This is a genomic window from Sinorhizobium sp. GQ132 (genome assembly GCF_059758575.1).
In genome coordinates this window covers 40,770-67,345 of sequence record NZ_JCAXDX010000011.1, presented here as the reverse complement: position 1 = coordinate 67,345, position 26,576 = coordinate 40,770, and the positions used below count along the sequence as shown (strand labels likewise).

24 protein-coding genes and 1 pseudogene are annotated in these 26,576 nt (G+C 62.5%); 10 read left to right on the top strand and 15 right to left on the bottom strand.

Going from position 1 to position 26,576, the window contains the following annotated elements; genetic code table 11:
• Window positions 1–51: 51 nt before the first annotated feature.
• From AC6CIG_RS23805 to AC6CIG_RS23760, 10 genes are all read right to left on the bottom strand, one after another.
• The gene (locus AC6CIG_RS23805) at window positions 52–1,056 is read right to left on the bottom strand and encodes an Ldh family oxidoreductase (protein WP_498323946.1); all 1,005 of its coding nucleotides are present in this window, start codon (window positions 1,054–1,056) and stop codon (window positions 52–54) included.
• Complete coding sequence (locus AC6CIG_RS23800) at window positions 1,053–2,177, bottom strand: mandelate racemase/muconate lactonizing enzyme family protein (protein ID WP_498323945.1); 1,125 nt, start codon at window positions 2,175–2,177, stop codon at window positions 1,053–1,055. Before AC6CIG_RS23800 ends, AC6CIG_RS23805 begins: the two co-directional genes overlap by 4 nt.
• Window positions 2,178–2,314: 137 nt before the next feature.
• Entirely contained in the window at window positions 2,315–3,205 is an 891-nt protein-coding gene (locus AC6CIG_RS23795) for a glycine betaine ABC transporter substrate-binding protein (protein ID WP_018096323.1), read from the bottom strand.
• A 23-nt stretch (window positions 3,206–3,228) separates the two neighbouring features.
• Window positions 3,229–3,984: an ABC transporter permease gene (locus AC6CIG_RS23790; RefSeq protein ID WP_324764657.1), complete on the bottom strand. Its 756-nt coding sequence runs from the start codon at window positions 3,982–3,984 to the stop codon at window positions 3,229–3,231.
• Window positions 3,981–5,096: an ABC transporter ATP-binding protein gene (locus tag AC6CIG_RS23785; protein ID WP_018096325.1), complete on the bottom strand. Its 1,116-nt coding sequence runs from the start codon at window positions 5,094–5,096 to the stop codon at window positions 3,981–3,983. Before AC6CIG_RS23785 ends, AC6CIG_RS23790 begins: the two co-directional genes overlap by 4 nt.
• Window positions 5,093–5,755 carry an ABC transporter permease gene (locus AC6CIG_RS23780; RefSeq protein WP_102763215.1) on the bottom strand — a complete coding sequence of 221 codons (663 nt, stop codon included), beginning with the start codon at window positions 5,753–5,755 and terminating at the stop codon, window positions 5,093–5,095. Before AC6CIG_RS23780 ends, AC6CIG_RS23785 begins: the two co-directional genes overlap by 4 nt.
• A gap of 148 nt (window positions 5,756–5,903) precedes the next feature.
• Window positions 5,904–6,584, bottom strand: coding sequence for an isochorismatase family protein (locus AC6CIG_RS23775; protein ID WP_498323944.1), 681 nt, complete (start codon window positions 6,582–6,584; stop codon window positions 5,904–5,906).
• Entirely contained in the window at window positions 6,584–7,888 is a 1,305-nt protein-coding gene (locus tag AC6CIG_RS23770; RefSeq protein WP_437405437.1) for a M24 family metallopeptidase, read from the bottom strand. The genes AC6CIG_RS23775 and AC6CIG_RS23770 overlap by 1 nt, the downstream gene beginning before the upstream one ends.
• A 91-nt stretch (window positions 7,889–7,979) precedes the next feature.
• On the bottom strand, window positions 7,980–8,972 hold the full coding sequence (locus AC6CIG_RS23765) for a GlxA family transcriptional regulator (protein ID WP_018096329.1): 993 nt from the start codon (window positions 8,970–8,972) through the stop codon (window positions 7,980–7,982).
• A 7-nt stretch (window positions 8,973–8,979) separates the two neighbouring features.
• The gene (locus AC6CIG_RS23760) at window positions 8,980–10,515 is read right to left on the bottom strand and encodes a trimethylamine methyltransferase family protein (protein ID WP_498323943.1); all 1,536 of its coding nucleotides are present in this window, start codon (window positions 10,513–10,515) and stop codon (window positions 8,980–8,982) included.
• A gap of 226 nt (window positions 10,516–10,741) precedes the next feature.
• Between AC6CIG_RS23760 and AC6CIG_RS23755 the strand changes: the two genes are divergently transcribed.
• Together AC6CIG_RS23755 and AC6CIG_RS23750 are read left to right on the top strand one after the other, a co-directional pair.
• Complete coding sequence (locus AC6CIG_RS23755) at window positions 10,742–11,629, top strand: LysR substrate-binding domain-containing protein (RefSeq protein WP_100673278.1); 888 nt, start codon at window positions 10,742–10,744, stop codon at window positions 11,627–11,629.
• A 229-nt stretch (window positions 11,630–11,858) separates the two neighbouring features.
• The gene (locus AC6CIG_RS23750; RefSeq protein ID WP_498323942.1) at window positions 11,859–14,279 is read left to right on the top strand and encodes a GcvT family protein; all 2,421 of its coding nucleotides are present in this window, start codon (window positions 11,859–11,861) and stop codon (window positions 14,277–14,279) included.
• 45 nt (window positions 14,280–14,324) lie between these two features.
• Here the strand turns inward: AC6CIG_RS23750 and AC6CIG_RS23745 are convergent.
• Window positions 14,325–14,464 (bottom strand): annotated as a pseudogene (locus tag AC6CIG_RS23745) (cyclophilin-like fold protein); the annotation flags it as partial.
• A gap of 104 nt (window positions 14,465–14,568) precedes the next feature.
• A complete protein-coding gene (locus AC6CIG_RS23740) occupies window positions 14,569–14,802 on the bottom strand; it encodes a hypothetical protein (RefSeq protein ID WP_437405433.1) in 234 nt (77 codons plus the stop codon).
• Between the two features lie 210 nt (window positions 14,803–15,012).
• On the opposite strand from AC6CIG_RS23740, the gene AC6CIG_RS23735 reads away from it, so the two are divergent.
• The 3 genes from AC6CIG_RS23735 to AC6CIG_RS23725 all read left to right on the top strand — a co-directional run bounded on the left by AC6CIG_RS23735 (window position 15,013) and on the right by AC6CIG_RS23725 (window position 17,141).
• Entirely contained in the window at window positions 15,013–15,258 is a 246-nt protein-coding gene (locus tag AC6CIG_RS23735) for a type II toxin-antitoxin system VapB family antitoxin (protein WP_498323941.1), read from the top strand.
• Window positions 15,258–15,695 (top strand): type II toxin-antitoxin system VapC family toxin, encoded by a 438-nt coding sequence (locus tag AC6CIG_RS23730; protein ID WP_498323940.1) that lies wholly within the window; start codon window positions 15,258–15,260, stop codon window positions 15,693–15,695. The genes AC6CIG_RS23735 and AC6CIG_RS23730 overlap by 1 nt, the downstream gene beginning before the upstream one ends.
• 333 nt (window positions 15,696–16,028) lie before the next feature.
• Window positions 16,029–17,141: a pyridoxal-phosphate-dependent aminotransferase family protein gene (locus tag AC6CIG_RS23725; protein ID WP_498323939.1), complete on the top strand. Its 1,113-nt coding sequence runs from the start codon at window positions 16,029–16,031 to the stop codon at window positions 17,139–17,141.
• Window positions 17,142–17,220: 79 nt separating this feature from the next.
• Here the strand turns inward: AC6CIG_RS23725 and AC6CIG_RS23720 are convergent, their stop codons facing one another.
• The 3 genes from AC6CIG_RS23720 to AC6CIG_RS23710 are packed head-to-tail and all read right to left on the bottom strand — an operon-like array spanning window position 17,221 to window position 20,575.
• Window positions 17,221–17,868: a glutathione S-transferase family protein gene (locus AC6CIG_RS23720; protein ID WP_498323938.1), complete on the bottom strand. Its 648-nt coding sequence runs from the start codon at window positions 17,866–17,868 to the stop codon at window positions 17,221–17,223.
• A 10-nt stretch (window positions 17,869–17,878) separates the two neighbouring features.
• The gene (locus AC6CIG_RS23715; RefSeq protein ID WP_498323937.1) at window positions 17,879–19,645 is read right to left on the bottom strand and encodes a PDR/VanB family oxidoreductase; all 1,767 of its coding nucleotides are present in this window, start codon (window positions 19,643–19,645) and stop codon (window positions 17,879–17,881) included.
• Between the two features lie 24 nt (window positions 19,646–19,669).
• Window positions 19,670–20,575 (bottom strand): aromatic ring-hydroxylating dioxygenase subunit alpha, encoded by a 906-nt coding sequence (locus AC6CIG_RS23710; protein WP_498323936.1) that lies wholly within the window; start codon window positions 20,573–20,575, stop codon window positions 19,670–19,672.
• A 477-nt stretch (window positions 20,576–21,052) separates the two neighbouring features.
• Here AC6CIG_RS23710 and AC6CIG_RS23705 point away from each other — a divergent pair, with 477 nt between their 5' ends.
• The 5 genes from AC6CIG_RS23705 (at window position 21,053) to AC6CIG_RS23685 (ending at window position 26,559) form a co-directional block, all read left to right on the top strand.
• The gene (locus tag AC6CIG_RS23705; RefSeq protein WP_498323935.1) at window positions 21,053–21,823 is read left to right on the top strand and encodes a GntR family transcriptional regulator; all 771 of its coding nucleotides are present in this window, start codon (window positions 21,053–21,055) and stop codon (window positions 21,821–21,823) included.
• A gap of 54 nt (window positions 21,824–21,877) precedes the next feature.
• Window positions 21,878–22,972 carry a BMP family ABC transporter substrate-binding protein gene (locus AC6CIG_RS23700; RefSeq protein WP_498323934.1) on the top strand — a complete coding sequence of 365 codons (1,095 nt, stop codon included), beginning with the start codon at window positions 21,878–21,880 and terminating at the stop codon, window positions 22,970–22,972.
• Window positions 22,973–23,055: 83 nt separating this feature from the next.
• Entirely contained in the window at window positions 23,056–24,591 is a 1,536-nt protein-coding gene (locus AC6CIG_RS23695) for an ABC transporter ATP-binding protein (RefSeq protein WP_498323933.1), read from the top strand.
• Entirely contained in the window at window positions 24,575–25,639 is a 1,065-nt protein-coding gene (locus AC6CIG_RS23690; RefSeq protein WP_498323932.1) for an ABC transporter permease, read from the top strand. Before AC6CIG_RS23695 ends, AC6CIG_RS23690 begins: the two co-directional genes overlap by 17 nt.
• Window positions 25,639–26,559 (top strand): ABC transporter permease, encoded by a 921-nt coding sequence (locus tag AC6CIG_RS23685; protein ID WP_498323931.1) that lies wholly within the window; start codon window positions 25,639–25,641, stop codon window positions 26,557–26,559. The genes AC6CIG_RS23690 and AC6CIG_RS23685 overlap by 1 nt, the downstream gene beginning before the upstream one ends.
• The last annotated feature ends 17 nt before the right edge of the window (window positions 26,560–26,576 follow it).

Genomic DNA, 26,576 nt, shown 5'->3' with positions numbered 1-26,576 from the left:
GGAATGCGATTTCGCAAGATAGACACGACCCATCGATAATCGCTTTCACCTCTAACGAGGATTTCGACCGTCCTTCGATTCCGAAAGCGAAACCGCCTTCTTCCAGTGATCGGCATTGACGAAAACGGGCTGCTTTCGTCCGGAGTGGCCGGGAAGCCTTACGCCGGCGGCGCCATGGGAGGCGACCAGATCATCCATCGCTTCGCAGAAGCGATCGGCGGCGAAGTGACCAGGGTCGATGGCGATCAGGAATTGGCCGACATGCGGCGGCCCACCCTCGTCGCTTCCGAAGGCGCTCGCCTCCGTGCTGAGGGCCGAACCGGTCAGGGCGGCAGCAAGGATTTCCACGAGAAGGGCGATATTGGCGCCCTTGCGACCGCCGGCGGGCAGCAGCGAGCCTTCCAGCCCGGTGGCCGCGTCGGTCGTCGGCTGGCCGTTCCCGTCCTGCGCCCAGCCGATCGGGATTGCCTCGCCGCGATCGCGGCGCAGGATCATCTCGGTCTTGGTGACGGCACTCATGCTCTGGTCGACGACGATTGCCGGAGCCCCTTCTTTCGAAGGTACGGCGAAGGCAAGCGGGTTCGTGCCGAAGAGCGCCCGCGTCGCCCCGGGCGGCGCAACGGAGGCAGGCGCATTCGAAACGCAGATGCCGATCAGGCCGGCGTCGGCAAGGGGCCGGACGTGATGACCGAGGGCGAGGCAATTATAGGAGTTGCGCACCGCCATTGCCGCGAGGCCCGCTTGGCGTGCAAGGTCGATCAGGACCGGCGTACCGGCGGCAATGGCGGGATGTGCGAAGCCGGATCTCGCGTCGACCGTGACCGTCACACCGCGCGTCGTCACCTCGGGAACGGCTTCTCCAGCGACCTTTCCGATCGCCAGGTGCCTGCAGAAGATCGGCAGGTAGTAAAGGCCGCAGACGCGATTGCCGTCGGCCTCCGCCGTGGCGATCGCGCTCGCCACGGCGCGTGCGTTTTCGGCTGCCGCACCATGGACCGTCAGCGCCTTGAGGCAAACTGCCTCGATCTCTTCACGGGAGGTTTCGACCGGTGTCATCGACTTGCTGCGTAGCGTCTTTCGCCTTCGGCGACCAGGTCTTCGGCGAGCTGGAAACCGAGTCCTGGCTTCCTGAAGGCATCCAGCCAGCCGTTTTTGGGAGCCAGATCGGGCGAGGAGACGATATCCTTCTGGACGAGCTGCCACATGATCTGGTTACCGTCGTCGAGATTGGGAATGGCGAGCCCTATTTGGTGTTCCGCGCAGGTGGTGATGCCGGTGGTAAAGGAAGAATGGATGCAGATCTTCAGTCCGGCGGCCTCCGCCACGGCTGCCGCCTTCATCATCGGCTGTATGCCGCCGATTTCACGCGGGCCGATGCAGATCATGTCCGCAGCACGCTGGCGGCATATCTCATAGACGTCGTAGAGCGTAAAGGCGGCCTGATCCGCAACGATCGGGATACCGACTTTCTCGCGGACATGCGCCATGGCCGGAATGCTCCAGCTCACCGTTGGCTGCTCGATGAACTCGATGTCGAATTTTTCGAGCTTTCGGCACATGTTGATCGCGTCATGGACGCTCCAGCCTTCGTTTGCATCGAGGCGCAGGCGCGCGTCGCCGATCTCGCGGCGAACCGCCGCGGTGATCTCCAGGTCGAGCTTCTCGCCGCGGCCGACCTTGAGATAGAAGACCCGCTCGCCCTGGGCATGACCGACCGCGGCATCGCGCGCAAGCTCCTCGGCGGTCTCGCCCTGCAGGAAATAGAAGTAGCCGACCGCCTTCCGGTGAGCCCCGCCGAGCAGCTGGTGGACCGGCAGGCCGGCGAGCTTGCCCTGCAGATCCCACATGGCCATGTCGATACCGGAAAATATCTGATTGGCCGCCCGCATGATATTGGCGCCCTGTCCGAGATATTCCTGGTGGAAGATGCGCGCGATGAGCGGCGCCACATCATGGGGCGAATGGCCGACGAGATGTTTGGCGAGGCGATATAGGATAGCCGCCGTACCGGTCTGGTCCGGCGCGACCGTGCACTCGCCGACCCCTACCGTGCCGTCATCTGCCTCGATCTCGATGAGGTTGACCGCGAAGGATTCACGGATGCCGTAGGACCAGTGGTAGGGTTGCTTGAGCGGCAGTACCAGCGGGCGGACGCGGACGTTTGATATTTTGACCATTCTCGGAGTTCCTCGAAAAGACGGCCGGCACGGCCGGTCCGGTATATCTGCGCCCGGTTCTCCGGCACGCACCCTTCCCGCCCGCCGGCAGAAAACCTGCAGGCGGGACGAGACGTTCGTCGATAGATGCGGCGCGTTTACATGCCGAGCGACTTCAGATAGTCGGCGGCGACCGTTTCGATGGTCTTCTTCTCCACATCGACCTGGCTGTTCAAACGCTGCATCGTGGCGTCATCGAGCTTCTTCGAGACCGCTTCGAGCGTTTCCTTGAGATCCGGATTCGCGTCGAGCACTTCCTTGCGCACGACGGGGGTCAGCGCATAGTTGGGGAAGAAGCCCTTGTCGTCCTTCAGCGTCTTCAATCCGAGCGCCGCGATCTGGCCGTCGGTCGCCTGCGCGGCGATCGTGTCGAGATCGCCATTGGCGAGTGCGTTATAGGCGAGACCGAGATCCATCGGCCGGATATTGGCTCGGCCGGTTTCGAAACCGTAGACCTTCTCCAAGCCGATCAGGCCGTCCGGACGCTTCGGAAATTCGGCCGTCGTGCCCATGAGGACATCCTTGCCGTCGTTATACGCCTTGGCGAGGTCGGAGATCGTCTCCATGCCGTCCGTCTTGGCGTTGCCCGGCTTGATGACATAGGCGTAGGTGTTGTTCGCCGCGGACGGCGCCAGCCAGACGAGGCCTTTCTCACCGTCGAGTTCCTTGACGCGGTTGTAGGTCTCCTCCGGCGAAAGCCGTTCCGTCACCTTGTTGAAGGTGATGAGCGACGTCCCGGTATATTCCCAGTAAAGATCGACCTCGCCGTTCTCCAGTGCGGCGCGAACGATCTTCGTGCCCATGCCGTCTTTCTTGTCGACCGTGTGGCCCTTGCTCTGAAGGAGCTGCTTGGTGATCTCTGCGATGATCAGCTGCTCGGTGAAGTTTTTGCCGCCGACGGTAAGGCTGGCGGCCCAGGCAGTCGTCGTGACGAGCGCGATGGCGGCCGCCGACAGAAGGGTTCTGGCAAGTTTCGGTGCGAAGTTCATTTCAGTTCCTCTCTCTCATTTTGTTATCGCAGCGGATTGATGCCCCGTGGAACGAGGTAGTACTGAATCTGGCCGACGATGAAATCGACCAGGACCGCGAGCATTGCCGTGGGAATGGCCCCGGCCATCATCATCGGGAGTTCGTCCAGCGAGATCCCGGTGAAGATCAGTTCGCCAAGCCCGCCCGCGCCGATCAGAAAGACCAGGGGCGCCGAGCCGACGCAGATCGCGAGCGCCGTGCGGATGCCGCCGAAGATCACGAAGAGGGCGTTTGGAAGTTCGACGCGCCACAGAACCTGCCGCGGCGTCATGCCCATCCCGGTTGCGGCCTCCACAAGGTGCGGCGGCACGGCGCGCAGGCCGGCATAGGTGTTGCGCACGATCGGCAGGAGGGTGGCCGCCCAGAGGCCGAACACCGCGGGCACCGTACCGATCCCGAGCAGCGTCATCGAAAGCGCCAGGATCGCGAGCGTCGGCACGGTGCTGCCGATATTGAAGATCTGCATCACGGCTTCCGAAACGAGGCGGAAGGCAGGCCGTGAAAGGACGATGCCGACCGGTACGGCCACAAGGATGGCGAGCCCTCCCGCCCAGGCGACCAGCTCCAGATGCTGCACGGCGAGATAAGAAATGTCGTCGGAATAGGCGAGGATTTCCTCCGCCATGCCGCTCCACCACAGCCAGACGACGGCTCCGGCCAGCACGACGAGCACGATCATCGGTGCGGTCTCGATCCGGCGGCGATGCTGCGGTGCGGCCTGGCCGGCGAGAGCGCTCATGCCTTCCCTCCATGGCCGAGATTGTGCACGATGGAACGGTAGCTCATCACGCCCGCCATCCGCCCGCCCTCGTCGACGCAAGGCAGCAGCGCCATGTCGTGTGCGAACATCATCGACACGGCCTGCCTAAGATCGCCGGTGGTCGGGACGGCGGACTTTACCGGTTCCGCATGATCGCCCACCGTACCGGAGCGCAGCTCCGCCACCTGCTCGCTCAAGAGAGATTGCGGTGCGCCGTCGGCGTCCAGAACGAAGACTGCAGCGCTACGCGACGATCGCATTCGCTCGAGCGCATGTTCGACCGAGTCCGAGCTCCGGACCGTGATGAAACCCGTCTCCATGGCGTCGCGCACCGAAACGAGCCTCAACCGCTTGAGTGCCCGGTCGGAGCCCAGGAAGTCTTCGATGAAGCTGTTGGCGGGACGGGCGAGCAACTCGTCGGGCGCGGCATATTGTTCGAGCCTGCCGCTGCGGAAGATCGCGATCTTGTCCGCCATCTTCACCGCTTCGTCGAGATCGTGCGAGACGAAAATGATCGTCTTGCGGATCTCCCGCTGCATCTTCAGAAATTCTTCCTGGATGACTTCGCGGTTGATCGGATCGATCGCCCCGAACGGTTCGTCCATCAGCATCACCGGCGGATCGGCCGCCAGCGCGCGCAGGACGCCGACACGCTGCTGCTGGCCGCCTGAAAGTTCCTTCGGATAGCGCGTGAGGAAAAGGTCGGGCTGGAGACCGACAAGCTCGAGGAGCTCTTTGGCACGGTCGCGCGACTTGCGGCGATCCCAGCCGAGGAGGTCCGGCACGACACAGATATTTTCCTCGATTGTCTTGTTCGGGAAAAGGCCGATCTGCTGGATCACATAGCCGATGCTCCGCCGCAGCTTGATCGGATCGATGGTGCTCGTGTCCTTGCCGTTGATGAAGACCTTGCCGCTGGTGGGCTGGATCAGCCGGTTGATCATCTTCATCGTCGTCGTCTTGCCGCACCCCGAAGGGCCGAGCAGCACGCAGATCTCTCCGGTGGGTAAGTCCAAACTTACATTGTCGACGGCAATGAGGGGATCATGCGCCGGGCCGTAGTGTTTCGTCAGATTTTCGAGCCGGATCATGGCGTGACCTCCCCCTGAATACCGCGTGACGTGAGAAGGCGCTGTACGAGCGCGAGGAAAAGGTCGGCTGCGATCGCAAGCAGCGAGACCGCCAGCGCCCCGGTCACCAGCTGTCGGGGATCGGACTGGCTGATGCCGCGCGAGATGAACGTGCCGAGGCCGCCCGCGCCGATATAAGCCGCGATCGCCGTCACGCCGATGTTCATGACGACGGCAGTCCTGACGCCGGCCATGATGACGGGAATGGCAAGCGGGATTTCGACCTGGCGCAGACGTTGCCAGGTGCTCATCCCCATGCCTTTCGCGGCCTCTCGAAGAGACGGATCGACATTGGTGATGGCGGTGTAGGTGTTGCGGATGATGGGAAGCTGGGAATAGAGAATGACGGCCACGACCGCCGGGACATAGCCGATGCCGTGGCCGATCGGCGAGAGCAGCGGGATCATCAGGCCGAACAGCGCAATCGACGGAACAGTGATCATCATCGACGCGAGATAGAGGACGGTATCGGCCGTGCTCTTCGACTGCGTGATCGCAATCCCGATCGGCACGGCCGTCGCGATCGCAATCCCGACGGCCAGGAAGACGATCGAAATGTGCTCGATCGTCCGCGTGCCTATGACGTCCAGATTGTCGATGATGAACCGTATGATCTCCATTCGTTGCGGCCTGCCTTTCCTAAACTGGGTCACGATGTCTCAGTCGGATTCGACCTGAACCGTGCGTGACCGATTCCAAAAAATCAGAGCGGGCGGCAGGCGGGACACCCGACCTTCCGCACTGATGCGCGCCCCTGTCAAACGCTCGTCAGAGCTCGCCGTACAGTTTAGCGGCATTCCCGAAAGTGTAACGCAGAGGCACCGATCCCTCGACCCGCCATGCTTCGACCGTATCTCCTTTCAGAAGGGCGCAAGCGGCTTCGGTATCGACGACCGCGCCGCCATAGAGGCGGTTCGCCAGGTTGAGAATGCCGGTCTGGTGCATCGCAAGGCCGCCGCTGCCGCAGGCGTCCTTGACGAGCAGGACATGCAGGCCAAGGTTGATCGCGTCCTTGACCGTTGCATCGACACAAGCCTCGGTCCAGACGCCGGCGATCACCAGCCATTCCACGCCTGCGTCCCGCAATTCGCCGATCAAGGGGCTCTTGCCGAAGGCGCTCGCTTCGTTTTTGACAAGCAGCCGCTCCGACGGAAGCGGAGCGACCTCCGGGCAGATCGCCGTGAGCGGATCGTCCTTGTCGCTGAAGGCGGAACGTCCATCCAGTCCGATGGGATGGAACGGGCGACGATTCTCGGCGAGATCGACGATATAGGCGCAATGAAAGACGGGGATGCCGCTGCGGCGGGCCGCCTCCTGAAGGCGCGCGGCATTGCCGAGCACCGTCTCGTAACCGTCTACGAGATAGCGCTCGTCGTGGCGATGCTCCTCCTGGAGATCGATAAAGAGAGCGGCAGCTTTCGCACGGTCGATCCGCAACGGTTTCTTCATCAAGTCTCCCCGCTCAGGAATTCGTCCTCATAGGGAAAGCGCGACAGGAGTTCCGTGCCGTTCTCCGTGATGAGGATCTCGTCTTCGAGTTTCACGCCCTCGCGGCCGCCCTTTTCGCCGATGTAGCTTTCGACCGAGACGACCATTCCGGGCACGAGACATCCATCGCGACCGTAGGTCTCGTAGTCCATCGCATGGGCGATGAACGGCGTCTCGCCGTGCATGCCGACGCCGTGCATCACGGACGTGTAACGCTGATCGACGAAGCGGTCCGGTATCTTCCAGGCCTTTTCGGCGATCTCGCGGAAGGCCATGCCCGGCTTGACGATGTCGATATTGTGCTGAACCTGTTCGTAGGCCATCCGGTAGAGCGACTTCTGGTAAGGGGTCGGCTTGCCGGGACCGCAGCGGAAGGTTCGCGAGAAATCGGAATAGTAGCCGTAGCAGCCGATCGTATCGGTATCGAGGGCCACGAGTTCGCCCGGCCTGATCTTGCGGCCGCTTGCCTCGTTGAACCAGGGATTGGTTCGCTGGCCGGAACTCAGCAGCCGGGTCTCGATGAACTCGCCGCCCTGCCGGATCACTTCATGATACATGATCGCGAAGAGCTCGTTTTCGGAAACGCCCGGCTTGATCGCTTCACGTACGGCGGCCACGGCAGCTTCGGCGCCGGCCATGGATACCTGAAGGCATTTGATCTCTTCGGGAGTCTTGACGGCCCTGACGGCGAGAATTTCGCCCTGACAGTCCTTTACCTCGCACCCGCGCTTTTCGAGCGCCAGTGCCTGCAGATGGCTGCAGCGGTCCATGCCGAGCTTCATCGACCCGCCGCCATGCTGCTTGAGCAAATCGGCAATCTCGTCCGCGAACGGCCCGGCGGTCTCGTCGTCCTTACCGGAGACGGAGGACCAGACAAGCTTGGAAGGGCGGGCCTCGTCGATCGTGTCGAGGACCATCGAGACATGATAGCTCTGCGGATATTCGAAGAGGACGACCGGACCTTCAGTGGGGATGAAGAAATAGCGGGTGGAGTTGCGCAGGAAATACCCGAACATGTTTCGGGAACCCGTCGCGTAGCGCTGGTTATAGGGATCGAAAAGGACCACCGCGCCGTAGCCGGCGGCGCGCATCCAGTCGCGAAGCTTCTTCAGCCTCCCCTTGCGCAGGGCGTCGGCGTCGATGAAGGACGGTTCCGTGTCCGAAAGCCACATGCCGCCGGCCGGATCGGCTGCCTCCGGATGGCGCATCCGGTCCTTGAAGTCCACGTCATCCACGCTGTCGGGATCGAATACAACAATGCTCATGACATTCTCCTTTTCCAGCAGGATGGAGAAGAGTCGGAGCGCGCATTTGCGCAGATTCCGCGGTATCTATGCCGGAATCCGCAGAGTTTCATTATTTCAGCCCCGCGACTGCGCGAGGCGCCTCGCCCGCTCGCGAAACGCGGCGGCGAACGCTGTGCGGGACATATCCGAACTGCTCTTTGAAGGCGCGGGAGAAGTTGGCGGCATTTCCGAATCCGCAGGCGACCGCGACTTCATTCACCTTGAGACTGGAATGCGTCAGCATGTCTGCCGCGTGACCAAGCCTCAGATTGCGGTAATAGCTGTTGGGCGACACGCCAAGTTCGGCCTTGAAGGCGCGTTCGAGCTTATCGGACGAGACATTCAGCCGGTCGGCCAGGTCCCCGATCCGCAATAGGTCCTCGATCGCATTCTCCATCATCGCCACAGCGGAAAGGACGAGGTCGTCGGCGATGCCGCTCCGGATACGCAAGGTCAGCTTCCGGCGATCGGCGTCGGGTCGCAGCGGGCTGTGCATGAACCAGCCGGCGACGCCGTCGGCGAGCTCGGCGCCATAGTCCCGTCCGATCATGTCCAGCATCATGTCGAGGCTGCCGATGCCGCCGACGGAAGTGAAGCGGCGGCGGTCGATCACATAGAGGTCCGAGCGCATGTCGAGCTGCGGGAATGCTTCCTTGAAGGCCGGCTGGCTGGTCCAGTGGAGCGTGCAGGAATGGCCGTCGAGCAACCCTTTGCGCGCCAGGAAGAAGGCAGCGTCGGCTACCGCACCGAGTTGCGCACCGGATCGGAGATTCTTGCGGATCCACGCCATCTCCTCGTCCGCAACGAGATGCTCTGCGTCACCGCCCGAACACACGACAATCCGGTCGACCTCCGGTGCGTTGCGTACATGAAAGTCCGGCTCGATACCGATGCCGTTCGATGCCGTGATCTTCTCGCCGGCCGCCACGGTAATCCAGGAATAGCAGCGCTTGCCGGAGAGCGTATTGGCTGCGCGCAGCGGCTCGATGACCGAACTGAAGGCCATCAGCGGAAAGTTCGGAAACATCAAAACCGCGAAGCGGATTTCCTGCGTATCCCTCATCTGCCCCTCAAGGTTCGCCCGCCCCGATCTCCGCTCGCCGCTTGATCATGTAGGCATCGAGCTCTTCCCGGATCGCCGGGTCGAGGGCCGGTTCCTCGTATTCGCTCAGGGCTTGCTGCCAGATGCCGGTCGCGCGGTCCAGCGCGTCGTGCCCGCCGGCCTCCTGCCAGCTGCCGTAATTCTGCCAGTTGGACAGCATCGGCTGGTAGAAAGCCGTTTCGTATCGCGCCATCGTATGTTCGGAACCGAAGAAGTGTCCTCCGGCCGGTACCGATTTGATGGCGTCAAAACCGAGATCGTCCTCGGAGAATGGCATGGGCTCGAGGAAGCCCATCATGTTCTGCAGGATCTCCACGTCCAGCACCAGCTTCTCATAGGAGGCCGTCAGGCCACCTTCGAGCCATCCGGCAGCGTGATAGATAAGGTTGGCACCCCCGAGCACCGCACCCCAGGTGGCCATCTCCGTCTCATAGGCCGCCTGAAGGTCGACGGCGTTGGAGGCATTGGCGTTCGACGTGCGATAGGGAAGCTTGTAGCGGCGCGCGAGCTGACCCGCGATGATGTTGGCCTTGGCGTTTTCCGGCGTGCCGAAGGCGGGGGCGCCGGACCGCATGTCCACATTGGACGTGAATGCGCCATACATGACCGGCGTACCCGGATTGACCAGTTGCGCAAGCGTGACGCCGAACAGCGCCTCGGCATTCTGCTGGCAGAGTGCCGCCGCAAGCGTCACCGGCGTCATGGCGCCCATTAGCGTGAAGGGCGTGATGGTCACGGGCTGCCCGTGCTCGGCCATGGCGATCAGTCCGTCCGCCATCGCATCGTCGAAAAGCCGCGGCGAGTTCACCGAGATGATCGTGATGACGCCGGGGGATCGGCGCATCTCCTCGACGCTGATGCCGCGCGCGATCGCCATCATGTTGATCCCGTCCACGGCCCGCCCCCTCCCGATAGCGGTGCAATGGAAGCAGAGATCGCTGAGCGTGATGTTCGCCTTGTAGGTATCGAGGTGCCGTGAATTGGCCGGCAGCTCCATCGGCGCGCAGACCTGGTTCCCGAGAATGTGGATCGCGTTGAAGTGGTGGGCGAGACGCGTGAAGTTCTGGTAATCGGCGAGATTTCCCTGCCGCCGGCCGTTGATCCGGTCGTGCACGTTCGGAGGACCTGCCACGAGGCCGAAGGCGATCCTATCGCCGCCGATCGTCAGGCGTTTTTCGGGATTGCGGCTGGTCAGCGTGAAGGAAGACGGCGTCGTGGCGAGCGCCTCCTCGACGATGGATTCGTCGATGCGGATCATCAGGTTCTCGCGGTCGACGATGGCGCCCGCCTTCTCGAACAGCGCCATCGCCTTTTCGCTCATGACGCGGATACCGATTTCCGAGAGGATGCGCATCGAATTGCGATGAAGCGCCTCGAGACGATCCTCGTCGAGAAGCTGCATCGGGGAATAGGTGTTGACGACCTCCTGCCATGGCAGCTGCGAGATGCCCTCGCCGCCCCGGATTGCCCGCGATCGTCTTCCGCCGCCGCGTCTGCCGCTCATCGAGAACTGCCTTTCATCCCCTGATCCGCGCAGCTGCGCCATAGAAGGCCCTGCTCCGAATACTTACGATTTTTCTGTTCCGCTCCCCGAAACTATGGCCAATCATGGACCGGTCTTCACATGATAAGTTCGGCGGCAATGGCCAAAAAAAACCATGTCATGGCACGCGTGCACCTTGCAAGTCCCGGACGGGCCTGACTAGCATGCAGCAAAAGGGGAACTTCAGATGAAGCCGCCGCCGCCATTGAACTACATCCGCTCCTTCGAATGCTCCGCCCGGCATCTCAGCTTCACCGAGGCGGCCAACGAACTGGGCTATACGCAGGCCGCCATCAGCAATCATGTGCGGGCGCTCGAGCAATATCTCGGGCGTCAGCTCTTCATCCGCTATCCGCGCAGCCTCAAGCTGACCGAGATGGGAGAGGCCTTTCTTCCGACCCTCCGCCAGGCTCTGAACCAGATCGACTTCGCCACGGAAGCGGTACTTGCGTCGGCGCGCAACAAAACCGTCGTCATCTCCTGCCCGACGAGCCTTGCCGAAAACTGGCTGGCAAGGTGCGTCGCCGGGTTCAGCAGGAAACATCCCGACGTTGAAATCCTTCTGCACGGCACGATCTGGGAGGATTCGACCGAGCAGATCGCCGATATCCTCATTTCGATCCGCCGCTTCGACAACATGCCGGCAAGCGGCATGCAATTGTGGAACGACCGGCTTGTGCTTCTATGCGCGCCCCAGCTCGTTCACGGGCAGAATGCGATCAGGACGCCGGCCGACGTTCTGAAATCGAACTGGATCGCGGTGCACGGGCGGCAGGAGTTCTGGCAGGAAATGGCCGATGCGCTCGGAATAGACGCCTCCGCGAACGACAAGCGGCTTTCCACCAATTCCACCAATATAGCGCTGGAAATGGCGGCGAGCGGCGCCGGCTGCATCGTGACCACCCAGTCGCTGGCGCGGACCTATGTGGATCGCGGCCTGCTTGTCGAGCCGTTCCAGATCCGCACCAAGAGCGCGTGGAACTACTACCTCGCCGAAGGGCAGGCGTCGAGGGGAACGACCGTCTCGAAGGTGCGCGACTGGATCATCGCCGAGGCTCAGAAGGTGATCGGCTGACCGGTTCACCCCCGATACCGAAAGGGCCGATTTCAGACTAGCCAGAGCCCATCCGGCAACAAACGAAAATTGCGAGATCAATGACCTCGTTTTATTTGTTCATTCGATGACAATAGGGGCCGATTTCCCGCTTTGGGCCGCTTTGCAAAAAACGGCTCGTCCCTAAACTGAAGCCGCGACGGCAGAGATTTGCCGGCGGCAGAGGTCATCGTTTCAAGGCTGGATTTTCATGCGCTCCCACGCTCAAGCGGTCGTCATCGGCGGCGGTCTCATCGGCTGCTCCATTCTCTACCATCTCACCAAGCTCGGCTGGTCCGACGTCGTGCTTCTCGAGCGCAGCGAACTGACATCGGGATCGACCTGGCATGCGGCCGCCAACATCCACGGCCTGCACGACTCAACGAACATCAGTCTGCTTCAGCATTATACAATGGCGCTCTACAAGGAGCTGGAGGTCGAGACCGGGCAAGGCTGCGGCATCTTCCAGCCCGGTTCGCTCTATCTTGCGCAGACCGAGGCGCGCGAGCACCAGCTCCGGCTCCAGGAGGCCAAGGCGCGCCGCTACAAGATGAACTTCTACGAGATCGGCCGTGACGAAGCGGAGCGGCTGCATCCGCTCGTCAACTTCGACGGCATCCGCTGCATCATGTACGAGCCGGAGGGCGGCAATGTCGACCCCTCCGGCGTGACGATGGCCTATGCCGCAGGCGCGCGCAAGCGCGGCGCCGAAATCCACCGCTTCACGCCCGTCACCGGTACGGAGGCGCAAGCGGACGGCAGCTGGATCGTGCGCACGCCGAAGGGCGACATCCGCACCCGGTGGGTGGTCAACGCCGCCGGGCTCTGGGGCCGCGAAGTCGCGGCCATGGCGGGGCTCGAACTTCCGCTGATGCCGACGGAACACCAGTATTTCGTGACCGAGACCATAGCGGAGATCGCCGCCCTCGACCGGCGGCTTCCCTCCGTCGCGGACCGCGACGGCGAATATTACCTCCGGCAGGAGGGCCTGGGCCTGCTGATCGGTGCCTATGAGCGCGACATGCGCTTCTGGGCCGAGGAGGGCACGCCGCTCGGCTTCGGTCACGAACTTTTCCCCGACGACCTCGAACGCATCGCGGAAAACATGATGCGCGCGATCGACCGGGTGCCGGTGGTCGGAACGGCGGGCATCAAGCGCGTCATCAACGGGCCGATGATCTGGTCGCCTGATAGCGCGGTCCTCTTCGGCCCCGTGCCGGAAATGACGAACTACTTCTGCTGCAACGGCATCATCCCCGGCTTCTCGCAGTCGGGCGGCATGGGCAAGCTTGCGGCGGAATGGATGATCGAGGGCGAACCGTCGCTCGACATGTTCGGCTGGGACATGGCGCGCTTCGGCCACTGGGCGAACAAGGCTTTCACCAGGGCGCGCGTGCAGGACCAGTACAGTCACCGCTTCAAGATCCACTTCCCCAATGAGGAGCGGGCGGCCGGACGCCCCGTTCGCACCCGGCCGGCCTACGAGAAGCAGAAGGCGATGGGCGCCGTCTTCGGCCTGAATTTCGGCTGGGAACATCCCCTCTGGTTTTCCGCCGATGGCGAGCCGAAGGAAGAGACGACCGGTTTTACCCGCCAGAACTGGTGGGCGCCCGTCGGCCGCGAGGCCCGCATGCTGCGCGAAAGCGCCGGCATTATCGACATTTCCAACTTTGCGAAATACGCGGTGAAGGGACCGGGTGCCTCCGACTGGCTGAACGCTCTTTTCGCCAACCGCATGCCCACGACGGTCGGCCGCTCGTGCCTGACGCCTCTCATCGGAAAGCGGGGAGGCATTGCGGGCGATTTCACCGTGACGAAGCTCGGCGACGACGACTTCATGATCTTCGGCTCCGGCATGGCGGAACGCTACCACCAGCGCTTCTTCAATGCGGTAGCGCTGCCCGAGGGCACGAGCCTTACCTCGATGACGGAGCGCCTTTGCGCCTTCAACATCGCCGGGCCGAAATCGCGCGAGTTGCTGATGCGCCTGACGAACGACGACCTCTCCAACGAGAGCTTCCCTTTCATGCGGTCGCGCAAGATGCGAGTCGCCGGCGTCGAGGTCATCGCACTGCGCGTCTCCTTCACCGGCGATCTCGGCTGGGAACTCTACTGCGACGCCGACCGGCAGGTCGCGCTTTACGATGCCTTGCTGAAGGCCGGTGCGGATCTCGGCGCGGGCCCGGTCGGCTCACGCGCACTCGCCTCGCTGCGCATCGAAAAGGGCTATGGCAGCTGGAGCCGCGAGTATTCGCCCGAATACTGGCCGCAGGAATGCGCTCTCGACCGGCTGATCAAGCTCGACAAGGACGCGTTCCTGAACAAGGCCTCCTACCAGGAAATCGCCGGAAAGCGTCCGAGGCAGAAGCTCGCCATGATATCGATCGACGCCACGGATGCGGACGCCACCGGCGGCGAGCCGATCTTTCTCCGTGACGGCACCCCGATCGGCCATGTTTCGTCCGGCGCCTACGGCTATACCGTCGGCATGTCGCTGGCGCTCTGTTACATCAAGGCTGAAATGGCGAAACCGGGTGACACGGTGAGTGTCGCAATCCTCGGCCGCCCTCATGACGCAGTCATCCTGGAGCGGCCGCCCTTCGACCCGGCAGGCGAAAGGCTTCGAATGTGACGGACCTCTGAAGGCGGCATCGTAGAACAGGTGCGAGCATGATCTTCAGGACAGGCGCTCGATGCGGAGCGGAAACTTTCCGCGTGTGAGCAAAGGTTCGACGCCGCCATCCGATTACCCCAGGGAGCATAGTAGCAGAGATCACCCGGAGCTTCGTTGGAGAACGAGCCGCTGCCTTCCTGGGAACTGCGTCCGGCATGCCACACGCGGGTCCGAGTCGGTTACAAGCCAGCCAGTGGCCTTGTCGTCGTGGCGCATAATGCCCTCAGGCATGATCCCGGATCTGAAATCAGATTGCCAGCTGTACGATATGAACAAAGGGGGTCATCGCCCATTTGCCGCTATCATCCTTTGCAGTTCTGTAGATTATAAAGTCGCTGCCGACTGTGAACCTTCCATGCATGGTGATCTCGTTTCCGGTTGACAGCACGGCTCGCAGCTCTGTTGCATGCCGCTGCTCAATTTGTTCGCTGATTAGCTCAGCCAAGGTAAGGTGGAGCCTTTCGGGTTTGGGATCGCTCATTGAAAGCCCCGCCTTCGCTGTGGTTTGTTGGTCAAAGCCCATACGATTTCGAGCTTAGCAGAAACGAGCGGGCGACGCTCCCTACCATTCTCTTTTCCCCTGAACGTAAGCCGTCTGGAGAGGCGGATGCGCCCTGACCCTTGCGATTGATGTATATTCCAACTAATATATCCGTATATTCCACGCCGGATATACACGAGGAACAGGGTCATGTCTCTCTACATTCGCGACGACGAGGTTGATGCCCTGGCAAAGAAGGTGCAGCAGGTCACCAAAGCCCCGACGAAGACCGAGGCGGTCAGACGCGCTCTAGAAAATGAGTTGGCGCGAGCGGAACAAGCTGTGCCGCTAAAAGAGCGAGTCGAAAAGATTCAGAACAGTGTTCGAGCCAAGATGGGACCAAACAAGCCGGACTTCGACATGAAGAAATTTGCTGACGATATGTGGGAGATTTAATGTTCTTGGATGCGTCGGCGATCGTCGCCATCTTGGCTGGTGAAGAAGATGCAGGTTACCTTCTCACCAAGATCGAGATGTCGGAAAGTCTTAAGATCTACTCGCCGCTCTCGATGTTCGAGGCCGTAATCAGTTTAGCCCGTATAGTCTCGATCTCGCAGTTCGGCGATCGGGTCCCTACTCCGCCCGAGTTGATCGATGAGGTTCAAGAGGACGTAGCGAAGTTCCTGGAGACGATCGGCGCGCGCGAAGTGTCCGTGAGCGGCTCCCTACACCGCAAGGCAATTGAAGCGGCTCGCAACTATGGCCGTTTTGTCGGGCACCCGGCGCGGCTGAATTTTGGTGACTGCTTCTCCTATGCCTGCGCCAAGGAATACCGCCTTCCCCTTCTGTTCAAAGGCGACGATTTCTCAAAAACGGATATCGACGCTGCTTAAAAGTGCGCACCTTCGCAGGTTTGCGGCAATGGATTGCTCGCGGCAAAGCAGCCGGGTTGGCAGGGATCGCGGGATGTGGATCACAGGTGGAGCAGTTTCTCAAGGGCGGCGAGATCGATGCGTCGGACGCCGGGTCCCAACCACTGCCGCGGCGCCCGCGCCGGGGACCAAGTCGGACACAACGCAGTCGGCCACAAGAGTGCACCTGCAAATGCATGGGTAAATTATTCTTATCGAACTCCTAAATAAACTAAACTTTACTTATCTCCGCCTGTGCCTGCATCGTGCTCCCGGGAACAACGCGCCGGGGACCGTCGGCAGAGGAGTGCTCGAATGAATGCTTTTTCGCCGCCGCCCCGCCTGCTGATGGGCCCCGGTCCGTCCAACGTCGCGGCGGAAGTGCTCGCGGCACAGGCGCGACCGACGATCGGTCATCTGGACCCCAGCTTCGTCGGATTGATGGACCGCATCAAGGACCAACTCCGCCTCGCGTTCCGAACAGATAACCGTGTGACTTTCCCCCTATCGGCCCCGGCCTCGCTCGCCATGGAGATGGCGTTGGTGACGCTGCTCGAGCCAGGCGACACCGCCATCATCGCGCAAAACGGCGTGTTCGGCGGACGCATGGCCGAAATTGCCCGGCGCGCGGGCGCGGAGGTACGGCTGGTTTCCGTCGAATGGGGCAAACCTGTTGATCCCGAGGCGGTTCGCGCGTCGATTCTGGAGGCACCGCAGGCCAAGCTGCTCGCTTTCGTGCACGCGGAGACTTCGACCGGCGTACGGTCGGATGCGGCCGCGCTCTGCGCCCTGGCGCGCGAGGCGGGGTTGCTGTCGGTCGTGGATACCGTGACGGGCCTCGGCGGGATTCCGGTGTCGGTCGACGAATGGCAGGCGGATGCCGTCTATGCCGGCACGCAGAAATGTCTGTCCGCGCCGCCGGGCCTTGCGCCGATCACCTTTTCCGATCACGCCGTCGCGGCAGTCAAGGAGCGCAAGGCGCCGATCCAGAGCTGGTTCCTCGATCTCGGTCTTATGCTGGGGTACTGGGAGGGGGAAGGTGCCCGATCCTACCACCACACCGCGCCGGTGAATGCGCTTTACGGCCTGCACGAGAGCCTTACCCGCCTGCTTGGCGAAGGCTTGGAGACCGCCTGGGCGCGCCACCGCTCCGCCCATGATCGGCTGGTCGAACGGTTAGAAGGGCTGGGCATCGGCTTCGTCGTCGACAAGGAGCACCGGCTGCCGCAGCTGAATACGGTTTGGCTCCCGGAAGGCGTGGAGGACGCGCCCGCCCGCAGACGCCTGCTTGACGAGTTCGGGATAGAGATCGGCGGAGGACTCGGGCCGCTCGCCGGCCGTATCTGGCGCATCGGACTGATGGGCGAGACTTGTCGGATCGAGAATGTCGACCGTCTGGCCGAGGCGATCGCGGCAGTTCTGCCTTAGCCTCTTGGGCCCTGAGTTCCCACTCCGCCAAGAAGAGCGCCGTAAGAGTGTCGACTGCTGTGATCCGGTCGCTTGCCCCCTAGGCGGCACGCGCCGGCCCGGCCGGGAACACACCCGACATGACCGTGAAGCCCTTGATCCGCTTGAGGCGATCGCACCAGCGACGGATTGCCGGATAATCGTGCCGGGGAATGCCCCCCTCTTCCGAAAGCATGATGTAGGGGAAACAGGCGATATCAGCCACGGTCGGGTGCGGCGCCGAGCATATCCAGTCACGCCCTTCCTGCTCCCCGAACCAGAGATGCTCGTCGAGGATGCGAAACAGCCTGTGAGCGCCGGCCCGAGCCGCCTCGACGTCCAGATCGTAGAACAGGCCGTCATGGAGACGCGCGGCTGAAGCCGTGCCGGTGATGCCGTCCGCAAAGGCGAGCCACTGGCCGATTTCGCCGAGAAGCGCCGGATCGCTGCGCGGGTACCAGGTGCCGGAGGGATCATATTTGGAGGCGAGATAGACGAGGATCGCCTGCGCGTCGCGCAGCACCAGTCCGTCATCCTCGATCACCGGCAGCTGTCCAAGCGGATTGAGCTTCAGGAACCAATCCGACTTGTGTTCGCGGCCGGGATAGAAATCGACCGGTACCGTCTTGTACTCGATGGCGAGCATGCTCATCAGAAGCCTCAGCTTGTAGCAATTGCCCGAGAGTTCGTAATCGTAGAGAGTGATCATCGGGCAGCTCCTAGAGATCGAGGACGAGGCGCGCGGATTTGGCGCGCGACACGCAGGTCATGATCTTGGTGCCGGACCTGCGCTCGGCATCGTTGAGGTAGACGTCCTGGTGATCGGGCTCACCCTCGATCACGGTCGCAAGACAGGTGCCGCAGGCGCCCTGCTCGCAGGATGACGGCATGTCGATGCCGGCTTCGCGCATCACGTCGAGGATCGTCCTGCCGGCGGGGACCTTCAACGTCACGCAGGAGCGCGCAAGCGCCACCTCGAAGCTCGAACTGTCGTCGATCGTGTTGGTATTCTTGAAATATTCGAAATGCACCGCCGTTTCCGGCCAGCCGCGATCCGCCGCGATCCGGCGCGCCGCCTCGAGCATTGGCCCCGGACCGCAGAAATAGAGGTGCATGCCGGGCCGGTACCCGGAAAGAATGCCCTCGAGCTCGGCGGCAGTCGCGTCCGGGCGGAGTCCGAGGTGAGGCTTCAGCGCCTCGCCGAGGAGAGCGGTCTTTTCCGGAAAGGCGAGCTGTTCCTGGTTCTGGGCGAAGTAGTGGAAGGCGAAGTCCAGGTTCTGGTTCTTAAGGGCCTGCGCCATGGCAATCAGCGGCGTGACGCCGATGCCGCCGGCGACGAAAATCGTCTTCTCGGCATCGCGGCGCAGCGGGAAATTGTTGCGCGGCTCCGAAGTCGCCAGGACGTCGCCCTCGCGAAGCGTCTCGTGCATGCAGAGCGAGCCGCCCTTCGAATCCCGCTCCAGCTTGACGCCGATGACGTAGCTGTCGCTTTCGCCCGGGCCATTGGTGATCGAATATTGCCGGATGAGGCCATTCGGCAAGTGAACGTCGATATGGGCGCCGGGCTGGAAAGTCGGCAGCAGGCCCTTAACCGGGCGAAGCTCGAACGCCGCGATGCCCTCGGCAGTCATCCACTTCCGCGCGACCGTTACACGGACCGTCGCCTTGCGGCCGTGAACGGTCAGTTCCGGCATCTCCGCAAGTTCCGGCGAGACGCGCTCGATCACCGGCTCGAGCGGCGTCGGCTGCGGTGCGGCGGCCGCCTCGCGCTCGACGATCTCACGAAGCTTCGAAAGCCGCTCGTTGTGATGGCGCAGAACGGCGATCCGCTCGGCGCCGCGCGGCGAGCCGCCGAGTACGCCGCGGATGACCGAACGGTTGGAGTCGACCGGCTGGACGAAGAAGACGGCAAGCGTCTCGGCGCCGTCTTCGCGGGCCGTGAGCGCTACCGAGAAGCCGTCGCTCGCCTTAAGCGACATATCTGCCGCTGTGCCTTCGAGGTAGCCGTTCGGCTGAAAGCGATAACCCGTCAGCGCCGCTACCACGACATCGGCCGGCGCATTGACCGGAATGCCGCGAAGGGTGAGAAGATCGCCTTCGGCGAGGCCCGCAACGTCCGGCACGTCCCCTTGAGGCTCCTCCGCCGACCAGACGAGGCCATAGCGCTCGACGCCCGCAAAGGTACGGTTGGTAATGGTGCGGGCCGGAGCGTCGGCCGGGTGCGCCGGAATATAGGTACAGCCGGCGGTGCGGTTGGAATAGCGCCAGCCGTGATACTGACACTTCAACTCGCGGCCATCGTTGATGCCGATAGAGAGGCGGACGCCGCGGTGCAGGCATCGGTTCTCCCAGATATTGACGTAGCCGTCGTCGGCACGCCAGACGGCGAACTCGCGGCCGAGCAACTGGGCGTGGAAGACGTGGCGGAACGGCAGATCATAGGACGCGGCAACGGGATGCCATCTGGTCTTGGCGGTATCGAGCATCGTTCTCTCCAGAATTCTGAAACGTCAGGTGGCGGCCGGGATGACCCCGTAGGTCACGCCCTTCTGGCTGAGCCAACGGCGGTAGGCGATCGCCGACTTGTCGGCGCGGATCGGCGTCTCGGCCCGCGGGTCGAGCGGCAAACGCTTCGGAAACTGGTTCTCCAGGATCGGCTTGTCCTGGCCGAAAATGGTTTGCTGGAAGCGCTTGATCACCTTGTCTTCGTTCTCTTCGTCGAGGACACAGAGCATCATGTGCGCGCGGACATGCTCCTGATCGACCGGTTGAAGGAAAACGGCAATGACGTCGAGGCGGCTCTCGTCGATGGGACTGGATTTGTACAGCACCGAACAAAAGGGATGCGGCACCCGATAGATATATTCCACATCGGCTCCGCCGGTGGATGCGGTCGAGGCCATCGGTTGGAAGAAGCGACAGCGCGTGGCGACGATCTCGTCCCGCTCGACCGAAAGCTCGACGTCGTATTCCTTGACCTCCGTATGGGGTTCGGCTCCCAGAATATCGGTATGGACATAAGGAAAGTGGCCCATGTCGAGGAAATTCTCGATAGCGCGGGGTGCCGAAACATTGACTCCGATGGTGGCGGCATTGAGCCTGCGCCGATCGGCCTCCGCATATTCGGGAATGGGAAACAGCTCGGCGGGCGGCGTCCCCAGCGAGGTCCAGATATAGCCATAGGCAAGCTTGATCGGTAGACAGCCGCCGAGCGTACCGATATCGACCGGACTGCCGGCAGGGAGCTCCGGGCGCGAACGCCAGACGGCCGCCTTGCCCTCGCCATCCGAAATATAGCTGATGCGCTCTTCGAGCAGCACGGTTTCCTGAACCGTCCCCGCCGGCACCTCGTCCACCGCCGCCAGCGGGTGCCACAGATCGAGAACCACCTGGTCCTGGCATTTGGTCGGGCTCATGTCGTTCATCTCCGTGAATGGCGTCTGGTCATCAAGTGGTTGGAAACCGTAACGGCTGTCGGAATTCACCGGCTCGCCGCTACTGCCGCGAACCACCTGATGGCGATAGCCACCCACGACACTGGGCGGCGAAGTCAGCAGCGATCAGGCGCGGGTAAAGGGGCGCGGCCGACGACGTCAGGTCCGCGTGGACATGGCAATCATTAAGAAGAACTCGATCGCTACAAAGGGCAGTTCTGCTCATCGCATCCTCCCTGGCTAGCACTTCCCCATGAACCTAGCTCCGTGATGGACTCATTGGAACCACAAGATTGGATACCAATCAACAAAAAATTGTATGGCAAAATGCGTTTTTTGATTGACAGCTTGATTTGATTGAATACCGATATGGAATTCGTAACGCCGGATATGCGGCCGTGCAATGCTCCGGTGCGACCGTCCCGCAGATTTTTCTGCGGGAGATGGAGAGACCTTGTCATGAGCAGCCGTTCGCAGGCGATTGCCGACATCCTGACCCGGGCGATCATCGATCACCGGCTCGTACCCGGATGCAAGCTCGGTGAGCGCGAACTGGCCGAAATCTTCGAGGTCAGCCGCATCGTCATCCGCCAGGCGCTGATCAGGCTTGCCGACGATGGGCTGGCGCAGATCGAGCGCAATCGCGGCGCCTTCGTCGCACGCCCGAGCATGCAACAAGCGATGGAGATCTACGACGCGCTGACGCTCGTGGAACAGGGCGTCGCCGCCCAGCTCTGCGACCGGCTGGGGCCGGCCGGCTTCGCCGAGTTGCGCCAGCACGTCGAGCGGCAGCGCCAGGCCGTCGCATCCGGCAACGACGCGCTTGCCGACGTTCTCGGCCAGGAATTTCATACTCTCTTCGTCCGCCTCAGCCGTAACAAGGTCATGCAGGAAATTCACGCGCAGCTCGTGCGGCGCACCACGCTCCTGCGCTCGTTGATCTCCGCCGATTTCGACTATTGCAATCTGCTGGACGACCACCAGCGGGTGATCGACCTGCTCGAAAAGGGCCGGCTGAAGCCTGTCATGGAGTTGATCGACACCCATCACCGCAGCGTCGTGCGCGGCTATATCATGGATCGGCAGGTCTTTCCGGAGCTGACGCCGCGGGAGGCGCTTCAGCCCTATCTCGACGGCAAAGCCGATGAGGCGTCCAAGCCGGCGCCACGCAAGAAAACGGGAGAAAGCGGCGGGGCCGGCGCGAGCCGCCACGTCCACGCCACGAAATAGATCCGGCGGCCACAAGCCGGAGAAACGACACGAACCGACAAAGGGGTTACTGCCATGTTCAACCTGACCAGACGACAATTCCTTCGATATTCCGGCGCGACCGGTGTGGCACTCGGAACCGGAAGCCTTGCCAGCTTCGCGAGCGCAGCGGAGCCGTTAAAGATCGGCGTCGTCTACGTCTCGCCGATCGCCGAGATCGGCTGGACCAAACAGCACAGCCTGGGCGTCGACGCGATCAAGAAGGAATTCGGCGACAAGGTCGCCATAACGGTCATTGACAACATCTTCATGCCCCAGGATGCCGAACGCGTGTTCCGCGAGCTCGCCGCCTCCGGAGATCAGCTGATTTTCGGGACCAGCTTCTCGCACGGCACGCCGATGCAGAAGGTGGCGCCGCGCTTCCCCAAGACGGCGTTCGAGCACTGTTCGGGCATCGTGCACCGCGCGAACCTCGGCACCTTCGAGGCCAAATATTACGAGGGCACCTTCGTCGCCGGCGCGGCCGGCGGGCATATGAGCAAGTCCGGCAAGATCGGCTTCATCGGCGGGTTCCCGATCCCCGACATTGTCGGGCCGGCGAACGCGCTTCTTCTCGGCGCGCAGAGCGTCAATCCGGAGGTCACCTGCAACGCCATCTTCCTCAACTCCTGGTTCGATCCGGGCAAGGAGAAGGAAGCGGCCAACACGCTCCTGTCGCAAGGCTGTGACGTCATCTGTTCGATGACCGATACGGCAACCGGCGTACAGGTGGCCGGTGAAGGCGGCGCCTGGTCGATCGGCTACGCCAGCGACATGGCCAAGTTCGGCTCGGGCAAGCAACTCACGGCCTTTACCCTCGACTGGTCAAGTGAGTATCTGCGCGCCGCAAGGGGCGTAGCGGAAGGCAACTGGAAGGCTGAGGCGCGTTGGGACGGGCTTGCCGCCGGCGTCGTCAAGATGGCCCCCTATAACGAGGCGATCCCTGCCGACATCCAGGCCAAATTGAAGCAGCTCGAAGCCGATATCGCAGCGGGCAAGATTCATCCCTATGCCGGCGAGCTCAAGGACCAGGACGGCAACGTCAAGGTCGCTGCCGGGTCGGTTCTTTCGGACAGCGACATCCGCGGGATGAACTGGTTCGTCAGGGGGATGATCGGCAAACTCAGCTGAGCCGCGTCCTGAAATCGGCGTGACCGGCGGAATCCGCGTCGCGGCCACGTCGTCGCCAACGCACAACCACGGCAGGAGCGGCCATGATCCCCCGCCTCGAACTGCGCAGCATTACCAAGTGCTATCCCGGTACCGTCGCGAACGACGCCGTCTCGCTGTCGATCCTGCCGGGAGAGATACACGCCGTCCTCGGAGAGAACGGCGCCGGCAAATCGACGCTGATGAAGATCATCTATGGCGCAGCTCAAGCCGACTCGGGCGAGATCTATTGCGACGGCAGACGGATCGAGGCGCACAATCCCGCAATCTCGCGCTCGCTCGGGATCGAAATGGTCTACCAGCATTTCGCGCTATTCGAATCCGTCTCGGTGGTCGAGAATATCGCCCTGGCGGTCAAAGGCACTTTCGATCTCGACCGGCTCGCGGCTGAGATCAAGGTCTTGTCGGCGCGCTACGGCATGCCCATCGATCCGCACCGCAGGGTGCACGATCTCTCCGTCGGCGAGCGGCAACGCGTGGAGATCGTACGTTGCCTCCTGCAGTCACCCAAGCTTTTGATCCTGGACGAGCCGACCTCGGTGCTTACGCCGCAAGCCGTGGTGAAGCTCTTCGAAACGCTTCGCCAACTGGCAAGCGAAGGCTGCAGCATCGTCTATATCAGCCACAAGCTCGATGAAGTGCAGGAACTTTGCGACACCGCCACGGTGCTGCGCAACGGCAAGGTGACCGGCACGGCAAAACCCAAGGAATCGACATCGCTGGAGCTCGCCCGGATGATGGTCGGCTCGCAGCTTCCGCAAATGCATGTGAGCCCTTCGGCCCCCAGCGCCAAGCCGCTGCTGGAAGTCCGCGGGCTGTCCGCTCCCGCCCGGGACAAGTACGGCACCGAGCTGACGGATGTATCCCTCGGAGTGCATGGCGGCGAGGTCGTCGGACTGGCCGGTGTGTCGGGCAATGGCCAGGCAGAGTTGATCGCGCTGTTGAGCGGCGAGCGGACCCATCCGCGTGCGGAGACGATCCTCATCGGCGGCAGACCGTCCGGCCATCTCAGCGCCGGCGAACGACGCAAGCTCGGCATGGCCTTCGTCCCGGAGGAACGCCTCGGCCGCGGCGCGGTGCCGCCCCATGCCCTGTGGGAGAACGCCGTGCTGACGGCCCACCGGGCTGGCCTCGTACGCAACGCCCTCGTCGACCGCAGGAGGGCCGGCGATTTTGCCAGGCGCGTTATCGAGCGCTTCAAGGTAAAGGCGAATGGACCGCAAGCGAGCGCGCAAAGCCTCTCCGGCGGCAACCTGCAGAAATTCATCGTCGGACGCGAGCTCACCCTGGAGCCGAAGGTTCTTCTCGTGTCCCAGCCGACCTGGGGCGTGGATGTCGGTGCAGCCGCCTTCATCCGCCAGACGCTCGTCGATCTCAGCCGCGCCGGCGCAGCGGTGCTGGTCGTATCGGAAGAGCTCGATGAGTTGTTCGAGATCTGCGACCGGTTGCTGGTCATTTCCAACGGCCGCGTTTCGCCGCCATTGATCAGAAAGCAAACCAATCGCGAAGAGATCGGCCTCTTGATGACCCGGGTCGGCAATGGCGAAACGAGGAGAACCGAAGTTGCCCTTGAGGATTGAACAAAGGCAGGAACCATCCGCGCAGATGCGGATCGCCGCTCCGGTGATCGCCACGGTGCTGACCTTCCTTGCGGGGTCCGTACTGTTTGCCGCGCTCGGCTATGATCCGCTGGCGACGCTGCACGCCTTCTTCGTGGCGCCCATCAATTCCATCAACGGCCTTTCCGAGTGGCTGCTCAAGGCCTCGCCTCTGATCCTGATCGCCTGCGGACTGGCCGTCGGATTCCGTGCCAACATCTGGAACATCGGCGCCGAGGGGCAACTCATTATCGGCGCTGTCGCAGCCTGTGGCGTCGGCCTCTTCTATCCCGATCCCGAGAGCCCGCTCCTCATTCCCCTCATGTTTCTCACAGGCGCAGGCGCCGGCATGGCATGGGCAGCGATCCCGGCATTTCTCAGAGCCCGCATGAACACCAACGAGATCCTCGTCACGCTCATGCTGACCTATATCGCGACGCTGTTGCTGTCCTTTCTGGTCCACGGCCCGTGGCGCGATCCGGCCGGGTTCAACTATCCGCAAACGGCGCTCCTGCCGGCGGCGGCGATGTTCGAACCTTTCGATTATGCCTACCGGCTCAATCCGTCGATCTTCATCACGGTCGTGGCAGTCGTCATGATGTGGCTCTTCACCGATCGCAGCTTCCTCGGCTACAAGATGTCGGTGAGCGGCGCCGCCCCCCTTGCGGCGCGCTATGCGGGCTTTCGCGAATCCTCCGCAGTCTGGACAGGGCTGCTTGCGGGCGGCGCGACGGCAGGCATCGCCGGTATGGCGGAAGTGGCCGGTCCGCTCGGACAATTGTCGCCCCAGATCTCGCCCGGTTACGGCTTTGCCGCCATCATCGTCGCCTTCATCGGACGGCTGAACGCCTTCGGCATCGTGCTCGGGGGACTGCTGATGTCGCTCCTCTTCCTCGGCGGCGAGACCGTCCAGATGACCCTCGGCCTGCCGGCGGCGCTCACCCGCATCTTCCAGGGCATCCTCCTGTTCTTCCTGCTGGCCGCCGATTTCTTCATCTACTACCGACTTCGCCTTCCGGAGCACGCCTGATGGATCTTTTCATTGCCATTTTCACCGGGACCATTATCGCGGCGACGCCACTGATATTCGCAGCCCTTGGCGAGCTCGTCGTCGAGAAGTCCGGCGTGCTCAACCTGGGCCTCGAGGGCATGATGCTGATGGGGGCGGCCTTCGCCTTCTGGGCGGTGATCGCCGGCCTGCCGATGCCCGTAGCCATCGCAGCCGGGGCACTCGCCGGTGCCGCCACCTCGCTTCTCTTCGGGGTGCTGGCGCTGACGTTTCTGACCAACCAATATGCTGCCGGCCTGGCGCTCGCAATATTCGGGTCGGGGGTTTCGGCCTTTCTCGGGCGCGGTTTCGGCAGTGCGCCGATCGATGCGCTGAAGCGCGTCCATGTCCCCTTTCTCTCCGATATCCCGGTGATCGGGCCGATGTTCTTCCGCTTCGATCCGATGGTCTATCTGGCAATCGCGATGTTCGGCCTCATCACCTGGTTCCTTTACCGCACCAAGGGCGGCCTCATCTTGCGCACCATCGGAGAGTCGCCCGAAACGTCGCACGCGATCGGCTATCCCGTCATCAGGATCAGATATCTGGCGGTGCTGTTCGGTGGTCTGATGGCTGGCCTTGCCGGGGCATATCTCTCGGTCGCCTACACGCCGCTCTGGGTGGAAAACATGACGGCCGGCAAGGGCTGGATCTCGCTGGCACTGGTCGTCTTTGCGACATGGCGGCCGCTGCGCGTCCTGATCGGCGCCTGGCTGTTCGGCGGCATGACGATCCTGCAGCTGCAGGGCCAGGCCCTCGGCATCGCAGTCCCTTCGGAGCTGCTCTCGGCGCTTCCCTATCTCGCGACTATCATAGTTCTCGTGATCATCTCGCAAAATCGCCAATTGCTGACGCTGCATTTCCCGGCGTCGCTGGCAAAGCCATTCCGGGCGGCGAGCTAGCGTTCAAGGCAAAGTGG